Here is a 19,154-nt window from a genome sequence, read left to right on the forward strand (position 1 = left end):
AGGCAGACCACTGTCTATCTGAAAAATGGAGATCCAAATGTGGGAGCGGGCTTGCTCGCGAATGGAGTGTGTCAGTCAACAAATTCATTGGCTGATCCACCGCATTCGCGAGCAAGCCCGCTCCCACATTTTGAGAGTGTTACAGCAGCGACAACGGGTAACTGATGATCAACCGGTTCTCATCAAACTCATTCGTACTGAAGTCGCGCCGCAGCGTGGAGTTGCGCCAGCGCACATTCAGGTTCTTCGCCGGGCCGCTCTGTATCACGTAGGCCAACTCCGACTCGCGGCCCCATTCCTCACCATCGGTAACCGCACCGACGTGCGCATTGCTGCCCCGGATATACCTGGTCATCAACGTCAACCCCGGCACGCCTTGGGCGGCAAAGTCGTAGTCGTAGCGCAGTTGCCACGAGCGCTCCTTGGCCGCGTCATAGCTGGAGTTGTAGCTGTCGTTGGCCAGGCTGGTACCGGCGGTGCCATTGACGCGCATCCAGCCGTTGTCGCCGGACAGGCGTTGCAGGCCCACATAGAAGGTGTGCGCGCCGGTCCTGGCCGAGAGCATGGCCGACAGTGCACGGTTGTCCAGGGTGCCAGCGCGGGCGCTGCCGTTTTCTTCGCCGGAGAAGTACCCAAGGTTTGCACCCAGTACCCAACCGCCTACCGGTTGGCTGTGGATCAGGTTGAAATAGCGTTGCTGATAGATGTCCGCCAGCACTGAATACCAGGCGCCGACTTGGGTTTTCTTGTCGTTGAACTGGTATTCGGCGCCGCCGAAGTTGAAGCGGTCGGAGGTGGCATCCGGGCGGCCGCCCATGAACATGTCCTCCATGCTTGCGTCATTGCGCGGGCTGTTAGCGCGGAACTGGCCGCCGTACAAGGTCAGGCCAGTGATTTCCTTCGAGGTAATCTGCGCGCCGTGAAAGGTCTGGGTCAGTGAGCGGCCATCGTCCGAGCGCAGTACCGGCAAGGCCGGTGCCCACTCGCCCGCCTTCAATTCGGTGTTCGACAGTTTGGCTTTGAGCGCAACCCCAAGCCGGCCAAAATCGTCCGCCGGGCGGCCATCGCCATGCACCGGCAGCAACTGGGTGTTGGCGGTGCCCTTGCCACCGTCGAGCTTCACCGAGTACAGCCCCAGCACGTCCACACCAAAGCCCACCAGGCCTTCGGTATAGCCGGAACGCGCATCCAGGATAAAGCTCTGGGTCCACTCCTCGGCCTTGGCCTGGGGGTAGTTGCCATTGACGAAGTTGCGATTCAAATAGAAGTTGCGCAGGTTCAGCGAGGCCTTGCTGTCGTCCAGGAAGCCCTCGGCATGGCTGCTGCCGGCGGTAAGCGCCAGGCACGTGAGTACCACTGGGTTGGAGCGCAAAAGGATCTTCATTTTTATTATTCCTTTTTGGGAGGCGAACGCCTCCCGTCGCAGATAACGGGTATCTGCTGGCTGGTGGGATGGAGGGAGTTAGTTGCCGGTCAACGCGATGATCGCGGGTACTGTAAGTACGGCGGTGTAATAGCCCATGAACTGCACACCGATGTTGAAGCCCAGGAAGCGTGCGAGGAACCCGCCGAGCAAGCCTATGGTGACAATCACCATCAACCCCAGCAGCCCGCCTTCCCAGATACCGATCACCAGCACCAGGCCGATAAAGGTCGCGATCACCGCTTCATGGCTGATCTTGCGCACCACAAAGGCCGCCGCGCCATGGGCGAAGTTCATGGTGAACGGGTACGCCACCAGGATCGCCACAATCACCGCGAGCATGCCGTAACCGAGGAACTCCCAGGTATTGAGCAGGTTGTGCAGGTTGTTGATCTCGCCGGTGGCGTTGTCGACGAAGAAGCGCGGCGGTGCGTTGAACAGCGGCGCAGCGGGGCCAGCAGCCACCGGGCTCAATGGCAAACCAAAGGCCATCAGCGGGATCAGGGTTTCAGCGATGTAAGTGGACTCGGTCACGCCGTTACGCGCGGTGATCACGGTGGTCAGGCGGTCGTAGGCATGCTTGATGCGCGAGCCGATCACTTCGCCCATGATCACCGTCATCGCCACCGGGCTGAACACGAACGTCGCGCTGGAGACGCTGGCGGCCATGGCCGTGACGCGCACCTGGCGTGGGTTGATGACCTTGAACGGGTTGGGGAAATAGCCGCTCCAGCCCTTCACGTCCGGGGCCAGGGAAAACACCCGGTATTGGTCGCGTCGCATGCGCTGGCGCTCGCCGGGGGCCAACAGGGAAAACAGCGAGGCAATCAGCGGTGCCACGGCGATGCCGAGGAAGTAGCTCACCGACAACTTGACCCCGTACTGCCCGGTCAACGCCTGCAACGCCACGATTACCACCACAAACGGCACCAGGGCCAGCACCGCTGCCCAACGGCCAGCGGAGAAGTAGGCGATGGTAAACGCGGCACACAGGAACACCCACGGTGCGAACTGCTTGATCACCGCGCCGAACGGCGCCAGCAACACCGCGAACAACACCGACAACGGCACCGCGATCAGCGCCGCCACCGCGCCACCGGAGATCATCTTGCGCAGCGCGATATGCGGCACGCCGAGCTTGCGCAGGTAGTTGGCATCCGCCAGCAGCGCCGTGGCCGAGGTATCGCCAGGAATCCCCAACAACGCCGTGGGCACGGCGTGGGTCATGTGCTTGGCCACAGCGCCGGCGAGGAAGAACGTGAGCACCCCGGCCGGCGGCGCACCCAACAGCACCACCAGCATGGTCAGCGGTGCGAGCGTGGTGGTTTCATCCGTACCGGACACCAGGCCGATGGCGGCGAACACCACCGCGCCCAGCAGCCCAAGGGCGAAGGCCATCATGATTTCGTGCAGTAACACTTCCATCACCCGCGCCCTCCACTGAGGCTGGCGGTGAGTGAGGTGGCCGGCGTTTCACGCAGGCTTTCTTCACGTGCCTGGGCCTCGCGAAACAGCTCGTACAGCTCCAGCTCGCGCAGTTCGGCAATCACCTCAGCAGACAAGTCTTGCAAACGCCCTAGGCTGCCGTACTCCTTGAGCAGGTCGGCCACCACTTGTTCGCGAAAACCCTGGTCGGCGAGGTTCTCTTGCACGTCACGTTTGGGCGGGAACAGTTTGGCGCTGATCGCCCCGCCCGCCAGGCAGCCGAGGATGCCGATCAACATGGCATAGGCACGGGCCATCTGCGCCGACTCCACCAGGTAGTGCAACAGGTGCTGCGCAGCAAAGTAGGCGCCCAGGCTGACCACGGCGCCAATGCCGATGGACATTGCCAGGTGGCGGCCATCGATGGTGTCGCCCCACACCTCATACAGGTGTTGCTTGTCCGGCGGTAAAAGAGGTTGTTGCATGGTGCCCTCCGGCCCTTTCGGGCTTGTTGTTTTTATAGGGGGGTGAAGCATTAGCCACGGCGGACAGTGGCCCGTCCGACGGTAGTCGCTTGGCCGTGCCTGTTGACGATGCGCAAGGCGAACGTGACGTCTGCCTGCTCAACCGCCTCGACTTCGGCGCAAGCGGTGAGCACATCGCCGAGATAGGCGGCGCGACGGTTGCTGTACTCGAACGCCAGCAATTCATCGTTGGCGCCCATCCAGTCGTAGAGCAATTGGGTCAGCCAGTCGCCCTGCAACGGGCCGTCCACCAGCAGCGCCGGGTGCCCTTCGCCGTCCTGGGCGTAAGGCAGGTCGTAATGGATGCGATGGGCATTCCAGATCGCCGCGTTGTACAGGAACAATTGCACGCTATCCGGGGTGTATTGGCGCTCAGGCAGCGCCTGGCCGACTTCAGGAATGGCCATGCTTACCTCGCTATCCGGGTCAGGTGTTCGATCACCAGCGGCTCGCCGGCTTCGTTTTCAAAACGGTTCTCGAACACCAGGAAAATCAATGGGCCGTCGCTGCCCTGTTTCTCGTGGATGTCTACCAGGCTCTGGCGACACACCAGCACGTCGCCGGGGTAGATGCGCCCGTGCACCTGATAGCGGCTGCCCCCGGCCAGGATGCGTTTGAGCGGCAGCTGCGGCAGCAACGGGTTGTCGGGGCAATGGCCGTCTTGACGCAGTTGGTCCAGGGGCAGCACCGGCATCAGCACGCTGAACAGGAACATCAGCGGCGCTTCGTCACCGGCAAGAAACCGCGCCTGGCGTTGGCCGGTGGCTACGGCGTACTTGCGAATGTCATTGCGGCTGACCTCAAAGCGCACCGGCGGCAAGGCCAGGCCGATGCAACTCATGATCTGTTCGGTGAGCAGGCTCAAATCACACCTCGGGCGACCAGTTCATCGTATTGGTGTGGGTCCAGGCCCAGCCATTCGCGGTAGACCTGCTGGTTGTGCTGGCCGACAGCGGGGGCACTGGCGCCCTTCTCCAAGGTGCCGCCGGAGAGTTTGACCGGGTTGCCGAACACCTCGAAATGCGCGCCCTGGCATTCCACACTGACCACCATGTCGCGCTCACGCACGTGGGGGTCTGCAACCACTTCGTCCATGCTTTTGATCGGCGACAACGGGAAGCGGTCGCCGGTCAGGGCTTCCAGTTCGGCCTTGGTGTACGCCGCACACCATCCTTCGACGATGGGTTTGACCCGACGCAGGTAGGTGGCCTGCTCGAAGCGCTTGGCCATGGTGTCCAGTTCCGGGTCGCTGGCCAATTCAGGCGTGCCAAAGGCCTGGCAGGCCTCGCGCCAGAACTTGTCGGTGTAGGCACCGAAAAACACGAAGCCGTCCTTGCACGCATAGCGCCCGTAGGGTTTGACAAAGGGATGACCATTGCCAGTGGGGCCGACCACCTCGCCGGTTTCGGTGTAGGTGACCAGGGCGTTTTCGGTCAGGGAAATGATCGAATCCTGCTGGGACACGTCCACCAGTTGCCCGTGACCACTGCGCTCGGCCTCACGCAGCGCACCAAGGGTGCCGATGGCCGCATACAGGGCCGCCGACAGGTCACCCAAAACCGTGCCGACGCGCATCGGCTCCTCCACGGTGCCATTCATCGACCACAGCCCGCCGGATGCCTGGGCGCTGCTGTCGAATGCCGGTCGTGAAGAGTTGGGCCCGTGCTGGCCAAAGCCGCTGATGGCGGTGAACACCAGTGCCGGGTTGACGGCCTTGAGCACCTTGTAGCCCAGGCCGAGCTTGTCCATGGTGCCGGGGCGGAAGTTCTCGATCACGATGTCGGCCTTGCCCACCATCTGCAGGAACGTGGCCTTGCCGTCCGGGTGCTTGAGGTCCAGGCACACCGCCTGTTTGTTACGGTTGAACTGGGCGAAGAAGCCGCTGACCGGCGTGTCGCTGCTGCGGCTCATGGGTGGGAATTCGCGGGTCAGGTCCGGGTCGGTGGGGTGTTCGATCTTGATCACGTTGGCGCCCATGTCTGCCAGTAGCATGGCGCAATAGGGGCCTGCGACCACGCGGGTCAGGTCAAGGATGGTCACGCCCTTGAGCGGGCCGAAACCGGCCAGGGTGGTTGCGAGAGGGTTCATGGGTGCTCCACTTATTGTTATTGGATGCGTGCGCGCAATGCCTTGGCGACCCGCGATTCACCGCTGCGTTGCAGCTGGCTATCAATAAAGACGCCTACCTCGATCAATTTTGCAAGGTTGACCCCGGTGGCAATGCCCTGCCCTTCAAACAGGTACACCAGTTCCTCGGTTGCGACGTTGCCGGTGGCCCCCGGTGAATACGGGCAGCCGCCCAAGCCCGACACCGAACTGTCGAACACCCGCACCCCGGCTTGCCACGCAGCCTGCACATTGGCCACGGCCATGCCGTAGGTGTCATGGAAATGCCCAGCCAAGGCACTGATGGGAACCTCGCCGGCGCAGGCCTCGATCAATCGGCGCGTCGCACCCGGCGTGCCGGTACCAATGGTGTCGCCCAAACTGATTTCGTAGCAGCCCATGGCATACAGCGCCTGGGTGACCGCCACCACCTGGGCGACGGGAACCGCGCCGGTAAACGGGCAGCCGAGCACGCAGGATACGTAGCCACGCACCGCGACGCCCGCTTCCCTGGCCTTGGCAAGCACGGGTTCGAAACGCTCCAGGCTCTGGGCAATCGAGCAGTTGATGTTCTTTTGCGAGAACGCCTCGGACGCCGCCGCAAACACCGCGACCTCCCGACACCCGGCGGTCAGGGCCATGTCCAGGCCTTGCAGGTTGGGCACCAGGGCGGTGTAGGTCACGCCCGCACGCGGGCTCACTTGGCGCAGCACTTCATCGGAACCGGCCATCTGCGGCACCCAGCGCGGCGACACGAATGCCCCGGCCTCAATGGTGCGCAAGCCACAATCGGCGAGGCGCTCCACCAGGGCCACTCGGGTGTCCACGGGCAGGCAACGGGCTTCGTTCTGCAAACCGTCCCGTGCGCCCACTTCCACCAGCCTGACGGCGTGCATGCTCACTGACCGCGCTTATCGAGCAACAAAGCCCGCGCACTGTCGGCGCGCACGTCGTGGGTCGCGACCATGCGCTCCACCAACCATTGCACTTCATCACCACGGGCACCGGCCGACAGCGCCACATTGCGCGCATGCAAGGCCATATGCCCGCGTTGGATACCCTCGGTGGCCAGGGCACGCAAAGCGCCGAGGTTCTGCGCCAAGCCGACGGCAACGGCGATTTCACCCAATTCCTGGGCCGTTTTAACCCCGAGGATACGCAGCGACAATTGCGCCAGCGGATGGGTCTTGGTGGCACCGCCGACCAGGCCCAGCGGCATCGGCATTTCCAGGGTGCCGACCAAATGGCCCTGGCTGTCTTTTTCCCAGGTGGTCAGCGACCCGTAGTGGCCGCTGCGGCAGGCGTAGGCATGGGCACCGGCTTCCACGGCACGCCAGTCGTTGCCGGTGGCGACCACCAGCGGGTCGATGCCGTTCATGATGCCTTTGTTGTGGGTGGCGGCGCGGTACGGGTCGATGGCGGCGAAGGTATACGCGTCGATCACCCCTTCAATCACGTCTTCACCGCTGTATTCGCTGGTGGCCAAGTGTTCCGGAGCAATGCGCAATTGGGCTCGGCACAGGCGCAAGTCCGCCAGGTTGGACAGGATGCGCAGGCGCACCTTGCCACCCGTGAGGCGTTCCATCAGCGGCGCCACGGCTTCGGCCATGGTGTTGACGGTGTTGGCGCCCATGGCGTCGCGCACGTCAACGATAAGATGCGCCACCAGCATCGGCCCGCGTGGGCTGTCGGCAAAGGTGTGTACCTCGATGTCGCGGCAGCCACCGCCGAGGGTGTTGAGCAACTGGTCCTTGCTGTTGGCCAGCGCGATGATTTCGTCTTTGTTGCGCAGCAGGCTCAAGCGCGCATTGAACGGGTCGCTGATACCAATGATCTGCACCTGGGCGCGCATCAGCGGTGCGCTGCTGGAGGTTTGGAAACCACCGGTCGGACGGGTCAGCTTGGCCATGAACGAGGCGGCAGCGACCACCGAAGGTTCTTCCACCACCAGCGGGATCAGCACATCGCGACCATTGATGCGGAAGTTGCTGGCCACGGAGTACGGCAGTTCGAATTTGCCGATGACGTTTTCGATCATGCCGTCGGCGATTTCCAACGGCAACGCACCGGCGTCGCGCAGCAGTGCCAGGTCTTCGTCACTCAGGCCAAGCAAGGGTTGCAGGTGTTCAAGGCGCTGGCGGGGGGACAGGCTGCGGAAATTGGGCAAGCGGGAATCAATCGACATTCAGGGGCTCCTCGAGGAGTCATTTGTTATTGGATGCCGCCAAATTGCCCCATCTGTAGCCTTGAAAGAAGGTACAGTTTTGCCGGACAGTTCGCTGACTGTACCCATAACAAGAACCTACGAGGAATTGCAGCATGTCGCGCCCTACCCTCGCGCAACAGGTGGCCAGCGCCATCGCCCAGCAGATTACCGATGGCGCGCTCAAGGCGGGCGAGAAGCTGCCGTCGCTGCGCGAATACATGCGCTTGCATGGGCATTCGAAGAACACGGTGATCACCGCCTACGAGCACCTGGCCGCCGATGGGCTGGTGGAGGCGCGCCATGGCCAGGGCTTTTTTGTGATCAAGCGCGTGGCCCACACCAGCGAAGAGGAAGACAGCCTGCCGTACAACCGCGCCCTGGACACCATCTGGATGATGCGCCAGCAGTTTGTGCGCGACCCGGGCCATTCCCACCTCGGCGAAGGCTTCCCGCCGGTGGAATGGTTGATGGACATGCGCCTGGACAAGTTCCACCGCCAAGTGGTGCGCGCCGGGGTCACCACGCTGTTTCGCTATGGCACGCGCCTGGGCAACGCCGGGTTGCGCGCGCGGCTGGTGCAAAAACTCGCGGACTACGCGCTGCCCGTTTCGCCTCGGCAACTGGTGACCACCCTGGGCGCCAACCACGCGATGGACCTGATCATCCGCCGCTACCTCAACCCCGGCGACCCCGTGCTGGTGGAAGACCCCGGTTACTACCCGCTGTTCGGCAAACTGCAATTGCAGGGCGCACGCATGTTCGGCGTGCCCCGCGAGCCCGATGGGCCAGACCTGCAGGCACTGGAGCAACTCATCAAGGCCCATCGCCCGCGCCTGTTCTTTTTGCAGTCCATCGGCCACAACCCCACCGGCTCCGACCTGTCCCCGGCCAAGGCGCACCAACTGCTGCGCATCGCCGAGACCTATGACCTGCTGTTGGTAGAGAACGACGCAATGGCCGACTTCAAACCCAGTTCGGCGATCAAGCTGTCGGCGCTGGACCAACTCAATCGCACGCTGTACGTGGGCAGCTTTTCCAAGTCGGTTTCCGCGGCGCTACGCGTTGGCTTTATCGCTGGCAGCAAGCAGCGTGTCGAAGAGTTGGCGGATATCAAGATGATCCTGCACAACAGCGGCGCCGAGTACAGCGAGCGCACCATCGATGTGATCCTCGGCGAAGGCCAGTTCCTGCGCCACCTGTCGCGCCTGCAAGACCGCTTGCGCCACGCCACCGCGCGCGGCCTGGACCTGCTTGACGAACTCGGCGCCGAGGTGTTCTGCCGACCGGAACAGAGCCTGTACCTGTGGGCACGCTTCCCGCATATCGAAGATGCCAATGCCCTCACCCGCCACTGTCTGGCCCAAGGGGTGATGCTGGCGCCAGGTTCGATCTTCTCGACCCAACCCAAAAACACCTCGCCTTGGACCCGGCTGAACGTGGCCTACCTGGATGACCCGGTGTTCTGCCGGATCATCCGCGAGTTGCGATAACGGGTTTAACAAAATTTTCATGCTTGCCCACCTATGATCGCCTCCCTCGTTGGGGAGTAACCGGCTTCTGACCCTGTTGGAAGCGTTCGTATCAACATATTCGGCAACCTGCCGTGGTACGAACACCGTTTTTCGGTTGGTGAGACCAGCGACACTTCCATGCCTAAAGTCGGGCGCGTGGGGGTGTCGTTGCGTCCCATAGCCCGACTGGAAGCCTTACCGTGAATCCCATTTCCCTGATCCTCCTGGCCCTGGCCATGTCTACCGACGCCTTCGCGGCGGCCATCGGCAAAGGCTCCAGCCTGCACAAACCGCGCCTCACCGAAGCCCTGCGCGCCGGCCTGATCTTTGGTGTGATCGAAGCCATTACGCCGATGATCGGCTGGGCCATCGGCCACGCGGCCACCCGCTGGGTGGAAGACTGGGACCACTGGATCGCCTTTACCCTGCTGGTCGCCCTGGGCTTGCACATGATCTACAACGGCTTCAAGGCCGATGATGAAGAAGCAGAGAAACCCACCCAGCACTCGTTCATGATTCTGGCCGTCACAGCCTTTGCTACCAGCATTGATGCGCTGGCGGTGGGCGTAGGGCTGGCGTTTGTCGATGTGAACATTCTGGTGGCGGCTGCGGCGATTGGTTTGGCGACGATGACCATGGTGACCATCGGCATGATGCTCGGGCGGGTGTTGGGGACAGTGGTGGGCAAACGCGCAGAGATGGTCGGGGGTGTGGTGCTGATGTTGGTGGGTGCGACGATTTTGTATGAGCACCTGTCCGTTTAAGGTCAACACATAACCCATGTGGGAGCGGGCTTGCTCGCGAATGCGGTGGGTCAGTTGCCACACCTGTGGCTGATACACCGCATTCGCGAGCAAGCCCTCTCCCACATTGGATTGGCGGTGTTTTTTACGCGGCGTGATGCTCTTTTTTCAAACTTTCCATATCAATCACAAACCGGTACTTCACATCCCCCTTGAGCATCCGGTCATACGCGTCGTTGATGCCCTGGATATCGATCATCTCGATGTCCGAGACAATCTTGTGCTTGGCACAAAAATCCAGCATGTCCTGGGTCTCCTGAATACCGCCGATCAACGACCCCGCAAGGCTGCGGCGCTTGAAGATCAGGTTGAACACCGCAGGCGAAGGGTGCGGGCTGTCTGGCGCACCGACCAGGGTCATGGTGCCGTCGCGCTTGAGCAGGCTGATGAACGCATCGAGGTTGTGCGGCGCAGCCACGGTGTTGAGGATGAAGTCCAGGCTGTTGGTGACCTTGGCCATTTCATCAGCATTCTTCGACACCACCACCTGGTCGGCGCCCAGGCGCAGGCCGTCTTCGCGTTTGTTGGGTGAGGTGGTGAACAACGTGACATGCGCGCCCATGGCATGGGCGATCTTTACCGCCATATGGCCCAGGCCGCCAAGCCCGACCACACCGACCTTCTTGCCAGGGCCGACCTTCCAGTGATGCAGCGGCGAATAGGTGGTGATACCGGCGCAGAGCAACGGCGCCACAGCCGCCAGGTTGGCGTCGCCGTGGGAGATGCGCAGCACGAACTTTTCCTTGACCACGATATTGTCCGAGTAGCCGCCGAAGGTGTTCTCGCCGCCGAACATCGGCCCGTTATAGGTGCCGGTAAAGCCGTTCTCGCAGTACTGCTCCTCGCCCTCGGCGCACGACGCACAGTGTTGGCAGCTGTCGACCATACAACCGACGCCCGCCAGGTCGCCCACCTTGAACTTCTTCACATTGGCGCCCACCGCCGTGACGCGGCCGACGATCTCGTGGCCCGGCACCGAGGGATACAGGGTGTTCTGCCACTCGTTGCGCACAGTGTGCAGGTCGGAGTGGCAGACCCCGCAGAACAGGATGTCGATCTGTACGTCATCCGCCCCCGGCGCGCGACGCTCGAAGGTAAAGGGCTTGAGCGAATCCTTGGAGTCCCGAGCGGCGTAGCTGTATGTCTTGGCCATTTTCGTTCACCTGTGTGATCGGACAGTGGAAGTCAGTGGACCAGCATAGACGCTGAACCGTTCAACCGAGCACATGCGTACAAGCCCTTCGTCCGGTTTACCGCAATAGTGAGCCTGAGCTGTTTCGCCCACCCCCAAGGAGTTTTCCATGAGCACATTCGTTGCCAAAGACGGTACCCAGATCTACTTCAAGGACTGGGGCAGCGGTAAGCCCGTGCTGTTCAGCCACGGCTGGCCGTTGGATGCGGACATGTGGGAATACCAGATGGAATACCTGAGCAGCCGCGGTTTTCGCACCATCGCGTTCGACCGCCGAGGCTTCGGGCGCTCGGACCAACCGTGGACCGGCAACGACTACAACACCTTCGCCGACGATATCGCCCAACTGATCGAACACCTGGACCTCAAGGACGTGACCCTGGTGGGCTTCTCCATGGGCGGCGGCGACGTGGCGCGCTACATCGCACGCCACGGTAGCGCACGCGTGGCCGGCCTGGTGCTGCTGGGTGCGGTAACGCCGATCTTCGGCCAGACCGCCGATTACCCGCAAGGCGTGCCCGCCGAGGTGTTCGACGGTATCAAGGCCGGCCTGCTGAAAGACCGCGCGCAGTTCATCTCCGAGTTCAACACCCCGTTCTTTGGCCTCAACAAAGGCCAGGTCGTCTCGCCCGGCGTACTGACCCAGACCTTGCAGATCGCCCTACAGGCTTCGCTCAAATCGACGGTGGATTGCGTCACCGCTTTCGCCAACACCGATTTCCGCCCGGACATGGCCAAGATCGACGTACCCACCCTGGTGATCCATGGCGATGGCGACCAGATCGTGCCATTCGAAACCACCGGCAAAGTGGCCGCCGAACTGATCAAGGGCGCCGAGCTGAAAGTCTACAAGGACGCGCCCCACGGGTTTGCCGCCACCCACACTCAGGCCTTGAATGAAGACCTGCTGGCGTTCCTGAACCGCTGACTAAGACCGAGCCACGGCACGCACAACATGACTCTGTAGTGAGCGGGCAAGCCCGCTCACTACAAATGCCGCCGCCGTTTGTTGCGGTTTTTTTTGTGAGGCGCCGGTTCGCTTAACACTTGAATCAACAGAGGGGTATGGTGGTCTCAATTCTTACGTTCTCGGATACAGGAATTTGCACGATGCCCCTGCCCAACACCATGACCCTGATCGAAATCACCACCCCCGGCGGCCCCGAGGTGCTCAAGCCGCGCCAGGTGCCCGTGCCCTCCCCGGTGGCCGGCGAGATTCTGATCCGCGTGCACGCCGCCGGGGTCAACCGCCCCGATGCCCTGCAACGGGCAGGCACCTACCCGATGAAACCCGGCATGAGCCCGTACCCCGGCCTGGAAGTGGCCGGTGAAGTGGTGGCATTGGGCGAAGGCGTCAGCGCCTATGCCCTCGGCGACAAGGTCTGCGCGCTGACCAACGGCGGCGGCTACGCCCAATACTGCACGGTGCCTGCCGGCCAAGCGTTGCCGATTCCCGAAGGTATGCAGTGGATTCAAGCCGCCGCGATCCCGGAAACGTTCTTCACCGTCTGGGCCAACTTGTTCGGCCTCGGCGGCGCGCATAAAGGCCAGCGCGTGTTGATCCATGGCGGTACCAGCGGCATCGGTACCACCGCGTTGATGCTGTGTCGCGAGTTCGGGATCCAGGCGTTTGCCACCGCTGGCAGCGAAGACAAATGCGCGGCGATCCGTGCGCTGGGTGCCGAAGCGATCAATTATCGCCAGCAGGATTTTGTCGAGGTTATCGGTAGCCAAGGCGTGAATGTGATCCTCGACATCATGGGCGGCTCCTACCTCAACAATAACCTCAAGGCCCTGGCCATGGACGGGCGCCTGGTGATGCTGGGCTTCCTCGGCGGCGCCAAGGCCAACGAGGTGGACTTGCTGACCATCCTCGGCAAACGCGCAATCGTCACCGGCTCGCTGTTGCGGGCGCGGACCCGGGATGAGAAAGCCGAAATTGCCGAGCAACTGCGCGAACACGTTTGGCCGGTGCTTGCAGCAGGGCGCTGTCTGCCGATGATCGACCAGGTGTTTGACTATACCGAAGCGGATAAGGCCCATGCGCGGATGGAGGGCGGGGAGCACATTGGGAAGATTGTGTTGCGGGTGATCTAGCAACACCGCAAATCCCCTGTGGGAGCGGGCTTGCTCGCGAAGGCGGCGTGTCAGCCGACACACATGCAAGCTGACCCACCGCTTTCGCAGGCAAGCCAGCTCCCACATTCAACTTTGTGCCAGGCCCGAAAAATGGGTGCATCGCTGATCCCACATTTGACCTGCTTTGTATTGAAGACCGGGTTTCTAACGGTATGCGGGGTAATCGGTATAGCCCTGCTCCGAACCACCGTACATCCCTTCCGCCCGCAGCGGGTTCAGCGGCCAGCCGTTGAACAGTCGCTGCGGCAGGTCTGGGTTGGCAATGAACGGTCGGCCAAAGGCGATCAAGTCTGCCAGCCCTGCGTTCACCAGTTTCTCGCCGCGTTCAGCGGTGTAGCGCCCGGCATAGATGATCCGCCCGCTGAACGTCTCGCGCACGGCTCGGCGAAAGGTTTCCGGCAGTTCGGGGGCGTTGTCCCAGTCCGCTTCGGCGATGGAGACGTAGGCGACGCCCGCCGCTGCCAGCACCTTGATGGCTTCGATATAGGTGGTGTGCGGGTCTTCCTCCACCAGGCCGATGTACACGCGGTCCTGGTCGGTGCCGCTGAACAACGGTGAAAAGCGCACGCCCAACCGCTCTGCGCCCACTGCATCGCTCACCGCCTCGACAATCTCGCGCAAGAAGCGCAGGCGATTATCCAACGAGCCGCCGTACTCGTCGTCGCGGCGGTTGGCGTGGGCCGAGATGAACTGGTTGACCAGATACCCGTTGGCCGAGTGAATCTCCACGCCATCAAACCCAGCGGCAATGGCATTGCGCGCCGCCTCGGCGTACAACCCGACCAACTCCTTGACCTCACGCGTGCTCAACGCACGCGGCACCGGCGGTTGCACCAGTTCACCCGCGCCCGGCGCGGTTTCGATAAAGGCCTTGGCCTGCAAAGGCGCGATGGCCGACGGCGCGACCGGTGCCGCCCCCTCGGGCTGCAAACCGGTATGAGACACACGCCCCACGTGCCACAACTGGGCAAAGATCACCCCGCCGTCGGCGTGCACCGCGTCGGTGACTGTGCGCCAGCCGTCGACTTGCGCCGCGTTGTAGATACCCGGCGTCCACGCGTAGCCCTGGCCACGCGGCTCGATCTGCGTGCCTTCGCTGACCATGAACCCGGCACTTGCGCGCTGGCGGTAATACTCGGCCATCAGGTCGGTGGCAATATCACCGGGTTGGGCGCTGCGCTGGCGGGTCAGCGGAGGCAGGACGACACGGTTGTTCAGGGTATGTCGGCCCAGTTTTACCGGGGTGCTTAAAACGTTTGTCATGTGCTTTTTTCCAAATCCGGGACGAGCAAAAGCATTGGCGACTCCTGAGAGTCGCCAATCAATAACGGGTTAACTGAGTTAGGCGGTGAGTTTCAGCAGGGCCTTGGCCACATCGCTGGAGCTGCCAGGGTTCTGCCCGGTAACCAGCAGCCCATCGACGATCACGAAGGATTGCCAGTCGGCGCCCTTCTCGTACTGACCACCGAGTTTCTTGAATTCATCTTCAACCAGGAACGGCACCACATCGGTCAACTCCACCGCCGCTTCTTCCGAGTTGGAGAACCCGGTCACGCGGCGGCCCTTGACCAACGGTTCACCGTTGACTGCCTTGACGTGGCGCAACACGCCCGGTGCATGGCAGACAAAACCGATGGGCTTGCCGGCGCGCTCAAAGGCTTCGATCAACGCGATGGAGGTCGGGGACTCTGCCAAGTCCCACAGCGGGCCGTGGCCGCCTGGGTAGAACACCGTGTCGAAGTCACCCGCGTTGACCGCGTCCAGCTTGAGGGTGTTGGCCAGCGCTTGTTGGGCGGCCGGGTCAGCAGCGAAGCGGTGGGTCTGTTCGGTCTGGAAGTCCGGCAGGTCGCTGACCGGGTCCAGCGGCGGCTGTCCACCCGCCGGGGATGCCAGCACGATCTCGGCACCGGCGTCCTTGAACGCGTAATAAGGTGCGGCAAATTCTTCGAGCCAGAAGCCGGTCTTGCGGCCGGTGTTGCCCAACTGATCGTGAGAGGTCAATACCATCAATACTTTCATTGTCGAGTGCCTCGGGATGAGTGTGGGTTGAAGCTTAGGAGCCGGGGCGTGTTGTCACAACGTCATATCCGCAAGGTTTTCGGACATGCCCGATGGCAGTTGCCGTTTGCCCACGAGCCGCCGACAATCCCCCCTCCCACACCCCTTGGAGAATGACGATGCACAGCGTTGCGCTGCTGGTTTACCCGAATTTCGAATGCCTGAGCCTCAGCGTGGGCTCGGTGTTCGAATGCGCGAACCTGATGCAGGGCGAGCCGGCCTACGAATTTCACCTGGTGTCGGAAAACGGCGGCGCGGTGATGACTTCCCAGGGTTTTTCGGTGAACACCACGCCGATCCGGCCGCAGGGCTACGACACGCTGATCGTCGGCGGCTACATGGAGTTCCGTCTGCCGGAGGCCAACCTGCTGGAACAGGTCAAGACCGCCTCCGCCCAGTCGCGGCGTGTCGCCTCGTTGTGCATGGGCATCTTCGTACTGGCCGAGGCCGGCCTGCTGGAGGGCAAGCGCACCACCACCCACTGGATTCACGCGCCGGCCTTTCGCAAGCGCTACCCGCATATTCATCTGGAAGAAGACAAATTGTTCGTGGTGGACGGCCAGGTGTGGACCGGCGCGGGCATGAGCGCAGGCGTCGACCTGGCGCTGGCGATGGTGGAGAACGACCTGGGCAGCGACCTCGCCCGGCGTATTGCACGCAAACTGGTGATCGCCCAGCGTCGGGGCAGCGAGCAGTCGCAGTTGTCGGCCTTGCTGGAACTGGACCCCAAATCCGACCGCGTGCAACTGGCCCTGGCCTACGCCCGCGAGAACCTCACCCACGATTTGTCGGTGGATGCCTTGGCCGACGTGGCGCGCCTCAGCCCCCGCCAGTTCAGCCGGGTATTTCGCGAAGAAACCGGGCAAACGCCGGCCAAGGCCATCGAGTCGCTGCGAGTGGAAGCCGCGCGGGCACTGATGGAAACCAGCCGGCACCCAGTAGAAGTGGTAGCCCGCGAAACCGGCTTCGGTGATCGCGAGCGCATGCGCCAGGCGTTCCTGCGCGCCTTCGGGCAACCGCCGAAGGCAATGCAGCAGGCGCTGTTCAACCCGGTGTAGGTTGGTAGCCAAACAGCGACTTCACTTCCAGGTAGTCTTCCAAACCAAACACGCCCCACTCGCGCCCGTTGCCCGACTGTTTGTACCCGCCAAACGGCGCGCCATTGTCGGCCTTGCTGCCATTGAGATGGACCATACCGGTACGCAAGCGCCGCGCCACGGCCCGCGCCCGTTCCAGGCTGCCAGCGGTGACATAGCCCGACAGGCCGTAGGGGCTGTCATTGGCGAGGGCGATGGCCTGCTCCTCGCTGTCGTAGGGAATGATCACCAGCACCGGCCCGAACACTTCTTCACGGGCAATGGGCGAATTCGGGTCGACATCGGCAAACACCGTGGGCCGCGCATAGAACCCTGACGTCACGCCTTCGGGCCGCCCCACGCCGCCGCATACCGGCGGCGCATCCACGGCGCCGAGCACCCCCTGCACCCGTTCGAACTGCGCCTGGTTGGCCAAGGGGCCCATGGCCGTCGCGGGGTGGCTGTCATCGAAGCAGATACGGGCGGCGACGTCCTGGGCAATCTCCACGGCGCGGGCCTGAAGCGCACGCGGCACCAACATTCGCGTCGGTGCATTGCAAGACTGCCCACTGTTGCGAAAACAACTACTCACGCCATGGCGTACCGCCGCATCGAGGTCGGCATCTGCCAGGATCAGGTTGGCCGACTTGCCGCCCAGCTCCTGGGACACGCGCTTGACCGTGTCCGCCGCCGCCTTGGCCACCGCGATACCCGCGCCGGTTGAGCCAGTAAACGAGACCATATCGATGTCGGCGTGCCGGGCAATGCCGTCGCCAATCGTCGGTCCATCACCGTTGACCAGGTTGAACACGCCCTTGGGCACGCCGGCCTGATGCAGGATATCCGCGAGCAACAGGGCTGAGAGCGGCGCTTTTTCACTCGGTTTAAGCACCATCGTGCACCCCGCCGCCAACGCCGGAGCGAGCTTGCAGGTAAGTTGGTTGAGCGGCCAATTCCACGGCGTGATCAGGCCGCACACACCGATCGGCTCGCGGCTGATCAGCGTGCTGCCGTGGGGCTGGTCGAACGCGAAGTCCTTGAGCACTTCATAGGCACGCTGCAAGTGACCCAGCCCTGCCGGCACATGCGCGCTGCGCGCCAGCGATAACGGCGCGCCCATTTCCCGGTGCACACATAGCGCCAGGGCTTCGCTGTGCTGGCGATAACCGTCGATGATCGCCGCCAGCAGCTCCAGGCGCTGTTCACGCGACCACTGCGCGTAGCTGTCAAACGCGCGCCTGGCGGCTGCCACGGCCAGGTCAAGATCGGCAACGGTGCCCAGGCTGATGGTCGCGACGGTGCGCTCGGTGGCGGGATCGATCACCGGTAGGGTTTCACCGCCCAATGGCTTGACCCACGCACCGTCGATGTAAAAGTCCAGGGTGTTCATCGGGTCGCCTCAATCGCCTTGGCCAAGGTGCCGAACACCCGGTCGATCTGTTCTTCGCTAATGATCAACGGCGGCGACAGTACGATGTTTTCTCCAGACGCGCGCACCAGCACACCCGCGTCAAAACAGCGTTGGGCCACTTCGGTAGCCCTGGCACCCGGCGCACCCTCGCGGGGTTTGAGTTCGACCGCGCACAGCAGGCCGATGGCACGCACGTCCTGCACCAATGGGTTATCACCTAGCGCCAGCGCGGTGGTTTGCCACAGCGGTGCAATCTGCTGCACATGGGCGTTGATACCCAGTTCCTCGTGCACCTCCAGTGTCGCCAACGCAGCAGCGCAGGCCAGCGGGTGGGCGGAATAGGTGTAGCCGTGCATCAACTCGATGGCCTGTTCCGGGCCTTGCATAAAGGCCTCGTACACCATGCCGCTGACCAGCACCCCGCCCATGGGCACGGCGCCGTTGGTGAGCCCTTTGGCCAGGCTCATCAGGTCCGGCGTGACACCGAACGCCTGGGCGGCGAACGAATGCCCGACGCGGCCGAAACCGGTGATGACCTCGTCGAAAATCAGCAGCACGCCATGGCGATCACATATCTCACGTAGTTTCTGCAGATAACCCAACGGCGGCGCATACACCCCACCGGAACCGGTGACCGGCTCGACAATTACCGCCGCCACGGTGGCTGGGTCATGCACCTCCAACAGCTGCAGCAATGCGTCGGCGTAGTGCGCACCCTGCTCCGGCTGGCCGCGACTGAACCGCGAACCCGCATCGTAGGGCAGCGGCAAGTGCGCGACATCGCCAAGCAACGGGCCAAAGTCGCGTTTTTGCCGACCAATCCCCGACACTGACAAACCACCGAAGCCCATGCCGTGATAGCCCTTGGCGCGGCCGATGAATTTGGTCCGCCGGCAATCCCCCCGCGCCTGATGATAGGCCCGGGCAATTTTCAACGCGGTGTCCACCGCCTCTGAACCGGAGTTGGTAAAGAACACCTTGTCCAGGCCCGCCGGGGCGGTCGCCACCAATCGGTCGGCCAGGTTCAGTGCCGCTGGGTGGCTCATCTTGAACGAGGACACAAAGTCCAGGCGCCCCGCCGCTTCACGAATCGCCTCGACGATCCGCGCCTGGCCGTGACCGGCATTGACGCACCACAGCCCGGCCATGGCATCCAGCACATCACGTCCTTCTGGGGTGGTGTAGTGCATGCCGGCAGCGCGGTCGAACAGCATCGGCTGGCGGTTGAACGGGCGCATTGCGGTAAACGGGGCCCACAGGGAAGACGTCATGGGGTGTAC

At 62.8% G+C, this 19,154-nt stretch carries 18 protein-coding genes and 1 riboswitch; of the genes, 5 read left to right on the forward strand and 13 right to left on the reverse strand.

Annotation, left to right across the window (positions count from 1 at the left end; genetic code table 11):
* Nucleotides 1-139: 139 nt before the first annotated feature.
* The 8 genes from CFE47_RS23865 to CFE47_RS23900 all read right to left on the reverse strand — a co-directional run bounded on the left by CFE47_RS23865 (nt 140) and on the right by CFE47_RS23900 (nt 7,663).
* Entirely contained in the window at nt 140-1,384 is a 1,245-nt protein-coding gene (locus CFE47_RS23865; protein WP_286840839.1) for an OprD family porin, read from the reverse strand.
* 78 nt (nt 1,385-1,462) lie between these two features.
* Complete coding sequence (locus CFE47_RS23870; RefSeq protein WP_185710719.1) at nt 1,463-2,848, reverse strand: tripartite tricarboxylate transporter permease; 1,386 nt, start codon at nt 2,846-2,848, stop codon at nt 1,463-1,465.
* Nucleotides 2,848-3,333, reverse strand: coding sequence for a hypothetical protein (locus tag CFE47_RS23875; protein ID WP_286840841.1), 486 nt, complete (start codon nt 3,331-3,333; stop codon nt 2,848-2,850). Before CFE47_RS23875 ends, CFE47_RS23870 begins: the two co-directional genes overlap by 1 nt.
* A 50-nt stretch (nt 3,334-3,383) precedes the next feature.
* A complete protein-coding gene (locus CFE47_RS23880; protein ID WP_185710717.1) occupies nt 3,384-3,779 on the reverse strand; it encodes a hotdog family protein in 396 nt (131 codons plus the stop codon).
* A gap of 2 nt (nt 3,780-3,781) precedes the next feature.
* Nucleotides 3,782-4,237 carry an FAS1-like dehydratase domain-containing protein gene (locus CFE47_RS23885; RefSeq protein WP_286840844.1) on the reverse strand — a complete coding sequence of 152 codons (456 nt, stop codon included), beginning with the start codon at nt 4,235-4,237 and terminating at the stop codon, nt 3,782-3,784.
* Nucleotides 4,234-5,460, reverse strand: coding sequence for a CaiB/BaiF CoA transferase family protein (locus tag CFE47_RS23890; protein ID WP_286840846.1), 1,227 nt, complete (start codon nt 5,458-5,460; stop codon nt 4,234-4,236). Before CFE47_RS23890 ends, CFE47_RS23885 begins: the two co-directional genes overlap by 4 nt.
* A 17-nt stretch (nt 5,461-5,477) precedes the next feature.
* Nucleotides 5,478-6,374 carry a hydroxymethylglutaryl-CoA lyase gene (locus tag CFE47_RS23895; RefSeq protein WP_286840848.1) on the reverse strand — a complete coding sequence of 299 codons (897 nt, stop codon included), beginning with the start codon at nt 6,372-6,374 and terminating at the stop codon, nt 5,478-5,480.
* Between the two features lie 2 nt (nt 6,375-6,376).
* Nucleotides 6,377-7,663 carry a hydroxymethylglutaryl-CoA reductase, degradative gene (locus CFE47_RS23900; protein ID WP_286840850.1) on the reverse strand — a complete coding sequence of 429 codons (1,287 nt, stop codon included), beginning with the start codon at nt 7,661-7,663 and terminating at the stop codon, nt 6,377-6,379.
* Between the two features lie 134 nt (nt 7,664-7,797).
* Between CFE47_RS23900 and CFE47_RS23905 the strand changes: the two genes are divergently transcribed.
* Both CFE47_RS23905 and mntP read left to right on the forward strand, forming a co-directional pair.
* Nucleotides 7,798-9,174, forward strand: a complete 1,377-nt coding sequence (locus CFE47_RS23905; protein WP_286840852.1) for an aminotransferase-like domain-containing protein — start codon at nt 7,798-7,800, stop codon at nt 9,172-9,174.
* Nucleotides 9,175-9,213: 39 nt separating this feature from the next.
* Nucleotides 9,214-9,385, forward strand: a riboswitch (yybP-ykoY riboswitch).
* A gap of 10 nt (nt 9,386-9,395) precedes the next feature.
* The gene (mntP, locus tag CFE47_RS23910; protein ID WP_286840854.1) at nt 9,396-9,959 is read left to right on the forward strand and encodes a manganese efflux pump MntP; all 564 of its coding nucleotides are present in this window, start codon (nt 9,396-9,398) and stop codon (nt 9,957-9,959) included.
* A 124-nt stretch (nt 9,960-10,083) separates the two neighbouring features.
* Here mntP and CFE47_RS23915 read toward each other — a convergent pair whose 3' ends face one another.
* Nucleotides 10,084-11,151 (reverse strand): NAD(P)-dependent alcohol dehydrogenase, encoded by a 1,068-nt coding sequence (locus CFE47_RS23915; RefSeq protein ID WP_286840856.1) that lies wholly within the window; start codon nt 11,149-11,151, stop codon nt 10,084-10,086.
* Nucleotides 11,152-11,299: 148 nt separating this feature from the next.
* On the opposite strand from CFE47_RS23915, the gene CFE47_RS23920 reads away from it, so the two are divergent.
* Both CFE47_RS23920 and CFE47_RS23925 read left to right on the forward strand, forming a co-directional pair.
* Nucleotides 11,300-12,118, forward strand: coding sequence for an alpha/beta fold hydrolase (locus CFE47_RS23920; protein ID WP_286840858.1), 819 nt, complete (start codon nt 11,300-11,302; stop codon nt 12,116-12,118).
* Nucleotides 12,119-12,300: 182 nt separating this feature from the next.
* The gene (locus tag CFE47_RS23925) at nt 12,301-13,287 is read left to right on the forward strand and encodes an NAD(P)H-quinone oxidoreductase (RefSeq protein WP_286840859.1); all 987 of its coding nucleotides are present in this window, start codon (nt 12,301-12,303) and stop codon (nt 13,285-13,287) included.
* 186 nt (nt 13,288-13,473) lie between these two features.
* Here CFE47_RS23925 and CFE47_RS23930 read toward each other — a convergent pair whose 3' ends face one another.
* Nucleotides 13,474-14,592, reverse strand: a complete 1,119-nt coding sequence (locus CFE47_RS23930; RefSeq protein WP_286840861.1) for an alkene reductase — start codon at nt 14,590-14,592, stop codon at nt 13,474-13,476.
* A 78-nt stretch (nt 14,593-14,670) separates the two neighbouring features.
* Nucleotides 14,671-15,348 (reverse strand): type 1 glutamine amidotransferase domain-containing protein, encoded by a 678-nt coding sequence (locus CFE47_RS23935; protein ID WP_286840863.1) that lies wholly within the window; start codon nt 15,346-15,348, stop codon nt 14,671-14,673.
* Nucleotides 15,349-15,506: 158 nt separating this feature from the next.
* Here CFE47_RS23935 and CFE47_RS23940 point away from each other — a divergent pair, with 158 nt between their 5' ends.
* Nucleotides 15,507-16,445 (forward strand): GlxA family transcriptional regulator, encoded by a 939-nt coding sequence (locus CFE47_RS23940; RefSeq protein ID WP_185710704.1) that lies wholly within the window; start codon nt 15,507-15,509, stop codon nt 16,443-16,445.
* Here CFE47_RS23940 and CFE47_RS23945 read toward each other — a convergent pair.
* Together CFE47_RS23945 and aptA are read right to left on the reverse strand one after the other, a co-directional pair.
* The gene (locus CFE47_RS23945) at nt 16,432-17,853 is read right to left on the reverse strand and encodes an aldehyde dehydrogenase family protein (protein WP_286840866.1); all 1,422 of its coding nucleotides are present in this window, start codon (nt 17,851-17,853) and stop codon (nt 16,432-16,434) included. The two genes, CFE47_RS23940 and CFE47_RS23945, sit on opposite strands and share 14 nt — an antisense overlap.
* Nucleotides 17,850-19,145: an omega-aminotransferase AptA gene (gene aptA, locus CFE47_RS23950; RefSeq protein WP_286840868.1), complete on the reverse strand. Its 1,296-nt coding sequence runs from the start codon at nt 19,143-19,145 to the stop codon at nt 17,850-17,852. Before aptA ends, CFE47_RS23945 begins: the two co-directional genes overlap by 4 nt.
* Nucleotides 19,146-19,154: the final 9 nt, after the last annotated feature.

Source organism: Pseudomonas sp. PGPPP1, assembly GCF_002255865.1.
Lineage (GTDB): Bacteria > Pseudomonadota > Gammaproteobacteria > Pseudomonadales > Pseudomonadaceae > Aquipseudomonas > Aquipseudomonas cremoris.